11 protein-coding genes are annotated in these 11,845 nt (G+C 47.2%); all 11 read right to left on the minus strand.

Annotated elements, in window-relative coordinates; genetic code table 11:
• Positions 1-107: 107 nt before the first annotated feature.
• The 11 genes from PMI05_RS27145 to kdpC all read right to left on the minus strand — a co-directional run bounded on the left by PMI05_RS27145 (position 108) and on the right by kdpC (position 11,841).
• Positions 108-1,313, minus strand: a complete 1,206-nt coding sequence (locus PMI05_RS27145; RefSeq protein ID WP_007728869.1) for a restriction endonuclease subunit S — start codon at positions 1,311-1,313, stop codon at positions 108-110.
• Entirely contained in the window at positions 1,306-2,775 is a 1,470-nt protein-coding gene (locus tag PMI05_RS27150; protein ID WP_007728871.1) for a class I SAM-dependent DNA methyltransferase, read from the minus strand. The genes PMI05_RS27145 and PMI05_RS27150 overlap by 8 nt, the downstream gene beginning before the upstream one ends.
• Before the next feature lie 134 nt (positions 2,776-2,909).
• On the minus strand, positions 2,910-3,050 hold the full coding sequence (locus tag PMI05_RS31515) for a DUF3368 domain-containing protein (RefSeq protein ID WP_369751252.1): 141 nt from the start codon (positions 3,048-3,050) through the stop codon (positions 2,910-2,912).
• Between the two features lie 150 nt (positions 3,051-3,200).
• The gene (locus tag PMI05_RS31520) at positions 3,201-3,452 is read right to left on the minus strand and encodes a hypothetical protein (RefSeq protein WP_007728873.1); all 252 of its coding nucleotides are present in this window, start codon (positions 3,450-3,452) and stop codon (positions 3,201-3,203) included.
• A 215-nt stretch (positions 3,453-3,667) separates the two neighbouring features.
• Positions 3,668-4,360 carry a sporulation membrane protein YtaF gene (gene ytaF / locus PMI05_RS27160; RefSeq protein WP_007728875.1) on the minus strand — a complete coding sequence of 231 codons (693 nt, stop codon included), beginning with the start codon at positions 4,358-4,360 and terminating at the stop codon, positions 3,668-3,670.
• A 195-nt stretch (positions 4,361-4,555) separates the two neighbouring features.
• Positions 4,556-6,217, minus strand: a complete 1,662-nt coding sequence (locus tag PMI05_RS27165; RefSeq protein ID WP_007728876.1) for a DUF4179 domain-containing protein — start codon at positions 6,215-6,217, stop codon at positions 4,556-4,558.
• A complete protein-coding gene (locus tag PMI05_RS27170) occupies positions 6,198-6,764 on the minus strand; it encodes an RNA polymerase sigma factor (protein ID WP_007728877.1) in 567 nt (188 codons plus the stop codon). Before PMI05_RS27170 ends, PMI05_RS27165 begins: the two co-directional genes overlap by 20 nt.
• A gap of 519 nt (positions 6,765-7,283) precedes the next feature.
• Positions 7,284-8,126, minus strand: coding sequence for an arginase family protein (locus tag PMI05_RS27175; RefSeq protein ID WP_039961505.1), 843 nt, complete (start codon positions 8,124-8,126; stop codon positions 7,284-7,286).
• 61 nt (positions 8,127-8,187) lie between these two features.
• Positions 8,188-8,913, minus strand: coding sequence for a hypothetical protein (locus PMI05_RS27180; RefSeq protein WP_007728879.1), 726 nt, complete (start codon positions 8,911-8,913; stop codon positions 8,188-8,190).
• A 12-nt stretch (positions 8,914-8,925) separates the two neighbouring features.
• On the minus strand, positions 8,926-11,256 hold the full coding sequence (locus PMI05_RS27185) for a universal stress protein (protein ID WP_007728882.1): 2,331 nt from the start codon (positions 11,254-11,256) through the stop codon (positions 8,926-8,928).
• Between the two features lie 21 nt (positions 11,257-11,277).
• On the minus strand, positions 11,278-11,841 hold the full coding sequence (kdpC, locus tag PMI05_RS27190; RefSeq protein ID WP_007728885.1) for a potassium-transporting ATPase subunit KdpC: 564 nt from the start codon (positions 11,839-11,841) through the stop codon (positions 11,278-11,280).
• Positions 11,842-11,845: the final 4 nt, after the last annotated feature.

Consider the following 11,845-nt stretch of genomic DNA (forward strand, 5'->3'; position numbering starts at 1 on the left):
GGTGGTAAGTACACGCTCTGCCTCTATACATGCGAGAGCAAACAAATTATATTCGGATTGTCCATGTAGGAAGTCGAAGTTTGCAGTCATTCTTTCACCTCAGTTAGTTAGTCGAAGTACTGGCTCATTAGGCTGTCGAATAGGTGTTGGGTTTCTTCGATTGATTTTTTTACGAGAGATTTTTGTTCCTCGATTTTGGTTACGATGGTGGCGAATTGGTTTTGGAGAGACAGAGGTGGTAATCTAAACGGGATACTTCGAATTGCATCTTTGGTAATGGTTTTTGTAACAGCACCACGAACCTTATCAGATATGTTTTTTTTACTAAACTCTGTATTTAAGTAGTAGTAAACATATTGCGTATTAGTATCATGATTGAACCTTAATAAAAACTGGTTCATTGCCAATGAAACTGGTCTACCTAAATGCGGCATTAAATAAACTTTTCCAGCACTACCTATTTTGTTGATAATAATCTCGCCGCCAAATACTTTCGACTTTTCAAGATATTCATATGCCTCTTCATTAATATATTTGACATCATCTATATAGTTCTCTTCTTCTAGGTCAGTGGTTCTTATCATTAAGGCATAATTCGGTTCATTTAATAGTTCCACATTTTCTCTTAATTTTTCATAACTCCCATTAGAATGATAATCCGTTAAAATAGTATTCAAATCTCCTAATGTAACAGTTTCCCATCCCATTTCATTCGTAACAGGATCACCAAACATATCATAAAAAGTAGATTTAATAAGGTTATCCAGCTCTGCAAGCTGCTGTTTGCGCATGGCAAGCAGTTCTACTACGATGTCTAAGGTTTTGGCAATTTGTTTTTGTGTTTCGAGTGGTGGAAGTGGAATCATAACGGTTTCTAAATTTTTTCGACTTATACGAACTCTTGTAGAACCAGCAAGATGCTTTGATACTTGAAAGTGATAATTAGGAGACATTGTAAAAAACACAAAATATGGCGGTAAACAGAGGTTTTTATTAAACCTCAAAATAGAACAGTCTACTGCCGTTATCATTCTTGTCTTTAGCTGTGGAAGCATGCATGCCCTACCGACAGGAGATGGTAACCGTGAAATTAAAACATCCCCTTCAAAAACCTCTGTGCAGTTTAAATTAACATACGTCTTTTCGCTAATATACTTGGCATTTTTGGGCTTGTCTAAATATATCCCTTCGCCAATGTTACCAGTTTGTACCAACCTTACGCCTTCTATTGATTGATCTTTTGATTCAATCCAATCACCATCAACCATTAGATTAGTAATATTTTTTAGTGATTTTCTCTCCCACTTACTCACCGATAAGCCCCCTCAACTCCTCCATCTTGGCAGCAATATCAATGTTCAACTTATCAAGTCTCTCCAAGATCACCCTAGGCGCATCATACTCCACCTTCTCATACACAACCTCTTTATAACGATTTATAGACAGATCATAGCTGTTGTTTTCAATTACAGACTTGTCCACCAAAAAACTCTGTGCAGTCGGTTTTCGGTCATCTTCGCCCTCAAGATCATGAAATCTCGCAAGTATATCTGGAATATCATTCGCCTCAATCGGAGAACGCTTGTCGTCCAACGAGAAGCCGTCTGCTTTCATATCGTAAAACCAAACCCTGTCAGTACCGCCAGCACCTGTTTTCGTAAAGATCAGAACTGCTGTACTAACACCCGCGTATGGTTTAAAAACCCCACTCGGCAAGGAAATGACTGCCTGTAGCTGATGGTTTTCTACCAATTCTTTGCGAAGAGATTTATGCGCCTTGGTCGTACCAAACAAAACCCCATCCGGTACAATACAAGCACAACGTCCGCCTTTGCGCAGCATCCGTAAAAACAGCGCAACAAACAAAAGCTCGGTCTTTTTAGTATCGCATACGGCTTTCAAGTTATCGTGAATACTATCGGCGTCTACTGTCCCCGTAAATGGTGGGTTGGCAAGGATCATATCGTAAGCAGACACAATTTCATTTTGCTTGGAAACACTATCTACATAATCAATATGCGGATTGGAAATGGAGTGGAGCATCAGGTTCATCGCAGAGAGTCGTAACATCGTACGATCCGTGTCCAACCCGGTGAACATGTTACTTGCAAAATGCTCCCATTGCTCACTTGTCATTTCTGACTCATATGTTTCTCGAATATACTCAGCACTGGATACGAGAAAACCCGCTGTCCCACATGCAGGGTCGCAAATCTTATCGTCTGGTGTAGGCGCAAGCAGACGCACCATCATATCGCGGATATGCTTTGGTGTTCTAAATTGGCCGTTTTGACCCGCAGTAGCGAGCTTTCCCAACATATACTCGTAGAGGTCACCCTGCATATCCAAATCTTTGATGTCATGTTCGTAGAGCTCGTCCAATCCGGTTATAATCTTTTGGAGTACCTGCGCTGTCGGGATCAGAAACATGGCATCCTGCATATAGCGAGAGAAGGCAGACGTCTTTTCGCCGTTCATCGTCTTGATAAAAGGGAAGACCTTCGTGCCGACAATATCGTAAATCACGCGGGAATCTTTCGTTTTAAACTTACTCCAGCGCATGGCTTGTCCATCTTCGTCCTGTGGGAAGATTTTTGGCATTTCTTCGCCACTTACTGCCTCGAAGCTCTCAGTTTCCAGCTCCTTTTCATCCAGTGAACGAATGAACATGAGGTACGTAAGCTGCTCGATAACGGTCAGTGGATTGGAGATCCCACCAGCCCACATATCCGTCCATATTTTATCTACCTTGTTGCGAATTTCTCCTGTTAGCATTCTTTTGGCTCCGATCTATGTTTACTTATAGGTAAATGGTAATTTTTTGGACTAGTTCTATTGTAATATACCACAGTATTCACTAGCTTACGTAGTAGAAGAACGGAAGATCTCTAACTTCAAGACTCGTCCGTTTACCCGGCCTGAAATAACACTTTTTTGTATAAGCTAGTCGAGATACGAAAGTGACTGGACAGTAAACGATCTAAATAAGGTTTAATCTCAGAAATCTCTTCCTTCTTCTTTGGCAATAAGAGTACACCCCACCGTTCCAATTGAGCTCAGCACAAACGTATCAGCGTCAATGATTACAACCTCTAGCCCTAACTCTTTTGCCCCAATGATGACCTCAAGCTCTCCACGATGAAGCTTCCCGAAAGTTACTTTACTAAATCTTCATTCTACACCTGATATATTTGAAACCGCTACTGCACCACCGCTTCCTGTAATTCTCCCTTTCCATGCTCCCGAATACTTTCACTCTCTACAAATTCACGAAAGACTTCTGCAGGAAGGTAGATCTCCTCAAAAAGTTCATTCGAAAGCGAAAGATGCCCGATCATTGACAAGGCAATAATCGGGCTTGAATTAGAAATGACCTTAGTCATCTTTTTTTCCTTCTTCTCTAAAAACATACCAACCGCTATAGTAACTTTCACCTGCTCATCGAGGCTCACATTCGTATTCCTTTGATTCAACAGTGGCAAAAAATCGTCTGGCAAAGATACCTAAAATTTGTAGGCTCCCAAGCCATTCCACTCACCTGCCCTTTTGTTTGTCTTTAGTTTACCATGTTCCACACCTTTTTCATAAATAAACAACGTCTCTATCCCATGCACCTGAACATAGAACCCGTCCTGGAGAAAAGGACGGGTTCTATGTTCAGGTGCAGTTATTTCAAACTTTTGGCTACACCAATACAAATCAACAAAATCGGCGGCAGCCAGGTGAGTCTCGTCAACCAGCTGGCTTTTCCTGCGCGCCTGCCGAGAGCAATTCCTACCACAAGAAGCAAAGCACTCATCACCGCGATACAGAGAGCGACAAGCAGTGGCGAGTATCCCAAAAACGTAAGGCTAATGCCTGCGCCGAAAGCATCCAAAGACAGAGCAAGCCCCAACATGACGGCCTCCCAGCCCATAATATGCCCAGAACGGTCAGCATCGGCTTTGGACGGATCTTTTAAAATCTGAATCATGACACCAAAAATGCGGAACTGCGACAATAATACGATGGGTTCCTGCTCTTCCTGTTTTTCTGAGGCTACAACGGCGTTGCAATTCGCAATGGTAGACTCCTGAGCCTCTGTCCCAGACCGTGTCGCAATGAGCCGCCACAGAGTAAATAAACCCATGAGGATCAAGACCGCAGCACCAATATACTTGCCGATCTCGGGTGTTAACCATTCGGTGAGGGATGAGCCTACGAGCATGACACCATATACAACAGCAAACGAACAACCGGAAACGACGACGAGCGATAAAAAGGGCATTCTCATTTTCCGTAAACCATACGTCAATCCTACACTGACACTGTCCATGCTGATGGCCAGGGAAACGAGCAGGAGTGCGAGCCATCCGCTCATATGTGGTCACCTCTTTCCCATTGCCTATTAGGTATACGCGAGAAGCTCCGCTGATGTGCCAACAAATCATTGCCGAGATATTTTGCCGGACTGTTTAATGGTAACCACGCCAAACTGGATCATCAGGATGAAAATTCTCGCAGCTCCTAAAAAGAAAAAGAAGAGGCCACTGTCGGCCTCTTCCTTTTCTTTGAACTATTTGATTTCAATCGGTACTTCCCACTTCACGTCATGCTCCACCATATAGGTAGCGTAGGATACCGTGAGCTTTTTCGGTACTTGCTTCAAGCGCGGAATCGTGATCTCACCTTTGATCTGTACCCGTCCGTCCTTGTCTCTGGTGCTTTCCGTGCTCACTGACGCAGCGTAAGTCTTCCCATTTTCATCTTTTACAGACCAATCGCGGTTCTCGACTATGCCTTTTCCTAATGTACCCTCTATGGTCATTACGACCTCACCTAGATCTTCGCCGTTACCTGGCTCCCATGCAAAAGAAGAGAATGTAAAGGTACTGCCTGTCTCATCCTTGACAGTCGCAGCTTTCTTGTCTAGTTCTGTTGGAACCAGATCAAATTTAGGCGAAGCCAGCTTTTTCTCATAAATTTTCTTTAGCTCAAGCTTTAATTTTTGTTCTCCCTGTATCGGGCCAAATGTATGCCACCAATTCAAGACATCGCCTTCTGGTCTTTCTTCCGCTTCTTCTTCTGTTCTTGGTGTGAAAAGAACATTCTCCTTGTTATCAAGCTCATCATCCAATGATTTCATATCCCAAGCTGCTACCACTTCCCCTTTTTCATTGGTGATTTCGTACATCATATTCTCTCCCGAAAAAGCAGGATCACGCTCTTTTTCTGTGATAATGGCGCCTTGCGGATTTTTCCGATCGTACAGGATCGACGTTCGTTCAACTTCCAAATAAGCTGATTTTGGGAAAGTGGTATCCAGCATGACCCGTGTCGCACTCGGGGAAAATTCGATATTTTTCAGCTCAATCCCGAGCCCTTGCGGCGATTGAAAAACAGTATCCTTGAAGGCAACCGTTTTCGTCGCTTCCTTGGCTTTCTTCATATCGATCGGAACTTCCAATGACCATTGTCCTGTCTTATCTGCGATTTCTGTCTGTTCTAAATGCAAGGTCAGTTGGTCAGGAGTCGCCTCAGTTGATTCGAAGATTTCGTTCAAAAATCGCTCTGTGATGAAAAACTCTCCATGACTTCCCGAATTATCTCCTCCATCATCCTCAAACCAATCTTTTCCGTTCTGATCAATCAGCTTCGCATTCAAAATATGATCTTCAATCTTCTTGCCGCTCTCGTCGTACATATCATAGATGACTGCGATCCTCATCGAATCAGCCAACAGCTCTTTTAACTCGACAGTAATCCCTTGATCGGTTACTTTTTGCTCCAGCTTTTGGACAAGGCCTTTATTGACAGCATTTTTCATACCGCTATCCGCATTTTTTTCAATCTGGAACAAGCTATTCACATAATTCGCAAATGTCGGCGATACAACCGTTCCTGTCACCACCAACGCCGTAATTCCTGCTACTACCAATCCTGTCTTCTTCACAATATCCCAACCCCTTTGTCTTCTGGTTCGGGAGGAGTGCTTTCGCGTAGAACGTGGAGGAACTGCATCAGACAGCTTATCCATGACCTCATCTGTAAACGAATCGGGTACAGGAGCCTCCGGAATGGTGGGAAAATCCTCTTCCTGCATGCCTTCTACCCACTCTTGCAGGTGCTTCTGGCATTGTGGGCAATTTTCCACATGTTGCTCCAATCCTTTGCTCTCGGCAGGGGCCAGCTCATCGTTTACGTATAGCTTCAATTGATTAAACATGAAGCATTTCATAAATAGCTCCCCCTCCCATCGTTTTCTCTAGGCTGTCCTTCATCTTTTTGCGGGCACGGAATAATCGCATCTGAACAGAGCTCTCCGAGAGAGACAGTCGCTCGCTGATTTCCCGATACGACAGTCGCTGTAGGTAAAACAGGACGAATACCTCCCGATACTCCTCATCCAGCAGCATGATGCTGCGTTCCAGCTCGGCGTCCCGTTCTTTTTTCAACAAAGTCGTCTCTGGCGTGTCTGGGTCAATCAGCTGCTCCTCATCGATTTCTACCTGCTCTGTCCTTTTGCGTTTTCGCATTTCATCGAAACAATGATTGCTCGCAATTCGATACAGCCATGAAGAAAACCTGTACTCAGGCCGATAGTCATGTAAACGATAAAAGGTTTTGATAAACACGTCTTGAGCCAAATCCTGTGCGTCTGGCATGTTGCCGATCATCCTGTACAAATAGCCAACGATCTTGCCCTTGTATCTGTCGACAATTTGTCTGTACTGCTCATGATCGCCAGCCAGGATTTGCTCGATTAGTTCCTGATCGTCCGGCATTTTGCTACTCCTCCATCTATCACAGATCAAGCCAGCGGGGAATGCTGCGCAGCTTCCGTTTTGGTTGATTCATAAGCTAATACGGATTGGCTGGAAAAACCTTTCTCCTTATTTTTGAAAAATTTTATTTTCCTGTAAAATGAGTGCTTAAAAGCTTGTGGTTTGTGGATTGAATCAGCATAGTGGGGGAGAAGAAAAAGCACAGTTCTCTTCGACTCTGACACGCCAGCGTGGGGGAATGACTGTCCGTCTCCACTTTAAAAAGAGGACCGTCGAGCCAAAGCCACCCTACGGGCGGACGTTTCTCAGGGAAGAAGTGTTCGACAAGCGTGGTCCTCTTTTTAAAGTTCCGACTGGGTAGGTGTTGTCAAGGTCTGCGAGTCCTGTGCTTTTTCTTCTCACCAGCTTTGCTGCCTCTTAAAACTAAGAAAGCCCCAAAAAAAGAGCTCTACAGCCTGAACGAAATCAGGACTGCCGAGCTCACTCGTTATCGAATTTATTTCATAGATGGGATGGGCTTTAAACACGTGCAGATAGTGCCCGAGCGAGCAACTCTACCAGTCTCCTTGCATACTCGCCAGTCGTATCTCTTGCCCCAGAGAACTCCGTCACTTCCATACTCGTCACGCGCGAATCTCGTAAGACAGTTTCCAGTAATGCCTCCGCTTCGGACAGCGACAAGCCAATCTCACTTGGAGAATAGGCCGCTGGCATCGCGTCTTTGTGCATGATATCTACGTCGAAATGGACGAGGATTTTGGCATCAGGCGGGATCGATTGGAGCATATGAGAAACTCGTTCCACTAGGCTTCCCTCTATGAGCTGGGCCAAGGTCATGACGTCAACGCCGAAAGTTTCTCCAGGCATCTGCTGGCAGCCGACAAGGCGGATTCGCTCTGCATCCCAGCCGCTTGGTTCGATCCAATGTCCGCGATCTTGAAGCAAAAACCACAATCCCATCCCTGCTGCCCCAATACAGCGAGAAGCCGATGGAACTACAGCATCGAGATGACCATCAATCACGAGCAGATACGCTTTTTCCTGATACCGATCCTGATGAGCCTGTGCCGTTGCAACGACCAAGCTGCAGTCTCCGCCGAGCATCAAAACAAAGTCGTCTGTATCGAGCCACTCTTGCGCGTCCTTTTGCAGCAAATCCCAAAACATACGCGGAGCCGGCCAATTACGAACAGGCGGAATATTATGGCGAGGCAAATTATCGGGAAGATGCAGATTTCCTACGTCCTGCACGCCCAAGCCATGCTGCTGCAATCGCTCAATCAATCCTGCATTTCGCAAAGCATCTGGAGCAAGCTCTGTACCAGAGACGTACGCCCCTGTGAAATGCGGAATTCCAGCCACTTTCACGTCGATAAAAAGTCCCTCCCAAGGAATTCATGGTATGAATGTCCTTACAAGTATATCACGGCTTAGCTTGCAATAAATGGATGAGATCACTGACGGACGGTCGCAGCCAGCCATCTGGCAAAGATGCTTTCTCCCCTCGCAGCAATTGGCAAGCGAGTGCATTCGGATGGACATCTGCACTTAAGAAATACACTTGGTTCACAGGCTGCGGAAGCGCGTCCATGACTTCCACATATTTGTTGACGTACACTTGCAACGCATCTCGATAGGCTGGAGTTGTTAGCGCCGCGCCACACCACACGTCAATTCCGGTCAACGCCTTGGCATGAGCTGCATCCAAGCTTTTGGCGAGTGAGCAAACAACGAACAACAGCTTCTCTGGCGCCAGCTTGAACCGTTTTTGATACTGCTTGGCAAAACGGGCAAGTGTCGCATTCCAGGAAGGCGTATCATAGCTGCCGAGATCAGGAATGCATTTGAGTGCCGCGACTAACTGTTCCTCCCTCTTTATAAACAAGAGACCGTCGATCACTTGAAACGAAAGCCCGGTCAACTGCCCGGACAAAAACTCACCCACCCGCTCATGCATGACGCGAGAGATTCGCTGTGAGGATTTGCGCTTTAGCTTTTGCCGTATGCGCACCTCTTCTTCCTCCAGGTAGACCCGTATCAGCCTGGAAAACAAATCTGCCTCCGTAGTTGGCTCTAGTATCAGGCACTCCAAACGGCTATAGGCGTCTGCCACGCTTTGGTCCCATTGCCCTTCTTTTTCAGTGCCCATCATTAACCTCCCTCACATCATATCGGGTGCGTGATCGGCCACGACCAGCACATCCATGTGTCGAACCTCCCGCAATAATCGCTGAATGACCGAACCCTCGAGAATTTCCTTCCAGCGGGTTCGCGCCGACTGCCCGATGACGACCTGCGTCGTTCCTTTTTCGTTCATATGCCAAACCAGCTTGGTGAAAACCTTGCGTCTGGAAGGGGCTTCGTATCGTTCGAAACGACCTCCGAGCCGCTCTGTTAGTGCCTTCAGCTTCGCCAGCTGTGTCTCTTCCACTTCTGTCAGCGACGGATGATCCTGCACGTAGGCTACATGCCAGGACGCCTTCAACCGATAGGCAATTCGAAACCCTCGGCGTATCAAACGTTCACTGTCTTCTCGTAAATTCACACAGACAAAAATGACTTCCTGCTGCCGCCAAGGCCCGCGCAGCGTTCGACGCTCCCACGCCTCCAAGCGTTCGTCGACGTCGTCCGCCACTTCACGCAAGGCCAGCTCTCTTAACGCGATCAAATTCCCTGTTTTGAAAAAGTTGGTCAGCGACTGCTCTACCTTTTCCATCGCGTAAATATTGCCCTCCCGCATCCGCTGACGCAGTGCTTTGGGTGAAATATCAATCAGCTCTACTTCATCTGCCTGATGTAGAATATGGTCCGGCACCGTCTCTCGCACACGGATTCCCGTGATTTGCTCGACGCTGTCGTTTAAGCTCTCGAGGTGCTGTATATTCATCGTAGATATAACGGAAATACCCGCAGCCAAAATCTTCTCGACATCGTGGTATCGCTTCTCATAGGCACTCCCTGGTACATTCGTATGTGCCAGCTCATCCACCAGTACGACCTCCGGATTTCGCCGGATAATTTCGTCGGTGTCCATTTCTTCCAGCGTCACGTTTTTATACGGGATGCGCTTGCGCGGGATCAGAGGAAGTCCCCCTACTTGCTCAATGGTTTCTTTTCGTCCATGCGTTTCCAAAAGCCCAATCACCACGTCGATGCCATTTTCGGCGAGCTCGTTGCCTTCTCGGAGCATCGTGTACGTCTTGCCGACTCCAGGTGCAGCTCCTACATATACTTTTAGCGTCCCGCGCTTGATTTTACCGATTTCCTGCTGCATCTCCTCATCGGAGAGACGTCGGTACGGATTGGCCGTTACCGCTTGTTCTCGCTTGGTCGGCATGACGCGCTCACCGTCCCGCTCCGAACGATCGGCCACGATCAAGATATCGATATTTCTCGTTTGTCGAAGAATCTTATGGACGATGGAGCCGTACCATATCTCTTCCCAGCGCGTACGCTTGGACTGCCCCATGACGATTCGGGTCACATTATTCTCCATCGCATAAGCGACGAGCTCGTTTGCCACGTCCGTTTCACGTGCAAGCATCTGCTCTTCAAAGGTACCTCCGACTTTGTCCACGAGCTTTCCGATGGATCTCTTAAAAGTCGCTTCTTCCTTCGTCAGCTTCTTAGATAAAGGGAGAAAACAGACGACCAAAAGCTCTCCGCCGAGCCTCTTGGCAACCTGTTGTCCGCGACGAACCAATATTGAGCCGTTCCAATGATACTGGGCAGAAACCAGCACCTTTTCTGTGGCTCCTGAAGCCCCCACCATGCCGTGCTTCTCCCGATAATCCTCCAAATCCTCGTTCACGCCCGTAGCTACGAACCGAAGAGCGAGTTCTCGTAGCATGTGCAGATTGTCTCTGCGGAACAATGGGTGTTTCGTTCGAGTCGGGTTGCGATCGTCTTCTTGCAGCCGTTTCAGAATAGCTTCTGGCGTGACGTCGAGCAATTTCACCTCGTCAGCCATGGCAAGCGTATCCTCAGGGACACACTGGTCAATCCGCACTTCTGCCTTCGTCAGTCGCTCCGCCATCTCTTTCATCCCGGCCAATTCGTAAATGTTGACCGTCGCAATCACACTAATATTGTGGTTCAGCAAAAACTGAACATCGTCGAGCCTGGTTGGACGGGGGGCCTCTGGACGATTACGATGAGCCAAACCGTCTACGAGCACGACTTCCGGATCTCGTTCGATAATGGCTGCAACGTCCAGATCATGTCTCGCTTCCCCGAGGGAATACCAGATGATTGGCTGGATTTGTTCCAAGCCCTCCCGCTTTTGCGCCAGCTTGGGATGAGTGGCCTCTCCTGAGCCAGCTACGACCACATCAATCCCTTTTTTCTTAAGCGTCTGCCCTTCCATTAGCAGGTGATAGGTTTTACCTGAGCCACTGACTGCCCCCAGAATGATTTTCAGCCTGCCCCGGTGCATTCTGGAGATGGACTGCAAGATTTCCTCCGGGGACTTTCGCCGAAACTGCTCTACCATCTCGCAGCCCTCCTTCATTCTTTACTTCTTCAATTCGTCCAAAGCCAAATTCAGCTTCACTACATTGACACGCGGCTCTCCGAATACACCCAAGCTTCTTCCCTCTGTATTCGCTTCAATCAGAGCCTGTAGTTGTAACGGCTCGAGATTGCGCGCCTTGGCTACACGCTCTACTTGTATCTGGGCAGCCTTTGGAGAGATATGCGGGTCCAGACCGGAAGCGGAGTTAGTCAGCAAATCAGCCGGGATGTCTTCCTGCTTCACGCCAGGATTCGCTGCTAGAAATGTGGCGATATCCTTTTGCGTACGTTCGATCAGGGCCGGGTTGGATGGCGCGTAGTTATTCGAGCCAGAGCCTGACGCATTATTATCAATAGAAGAAATGCGTCCCCAGAAGTACTTCGGATCGGTGAAAGTCTGCCCAATCAGCTCGGAGCCGACCACCTTGCCACTCGCATCGGTGATAAGACTACCACTTGCTTGTGCAGGCATGACCACCTGTGCAACCCCTGTCATCGCCAGCGGGTAGGCAATACCGCAAATCAGCAGCAAAACGAGGCTGAGACGCAAATTTTTCAATATCATATCG

It is taken from the genome of Brevibacillus sp. BC25, assembly GCF_000282075.1.
GTDB lineage: Bacteria > Bacillota > Bacilli > Brevibacillales > Brevibacillaceae > Brevibacillus.

What these genes read in the sequence shown, in the direction of transcription:
- PMI05_RS27150 (WP_007728871.1), bottom strand. Translation starts at nt 2,775, where the DNA reads ATGCTAACAGGAGAAATTCGCAACAAGGTAGATAAAATATGGACGGAT.
- ytaF (WP_007728875.1), bottom strand. Translation starts at nt 4,360, where the DNA reads ATGAGCGGATGGCTCGCACTCCTGCTCGTTTCCCTGGCCATCAGCATG.
- PMI05_RS27165 (WP_007728876.1), bottom strand. Translation starts at nt 6,217, where the DNA reads ATGAAATGCTTCATGTTTAATCAATTGAAGCTATACGTAAACGATGAG.
- PMI05_RS27170 (WP_007728877.1), bottom strand. Translation starts at nt 6,764, where the DNA reads ATGCCGGACGATCAGGAACTAATCGAGCAAATCCTGGCTGGCGATCAT.
- PMI05_RS27180 (WP_007728879.1), bottom strand. Translation starts at nt 8,913, where the DNA reads ATGGGCACTGAAAAAGAAGGGCAATGGGACCAAAGCGTGGCAGACGCC.
- PMI05_RS27185 (WP_007728882.1), bottom strand. Translation starts at nt 11,256, where the DNA reads ATGGTAGAGCAGTTTCGGCGAAAGTCCCCGGAGGAAATCTTGCAGTCC.
- kdpC (WP_007728885.1), bottom strand. Translation starts at nt 11,841, where the DNA reads ATGATATTGAAAAATTTGCGTCTCAGCCTCGTTTTGCTGCTGATTTGC.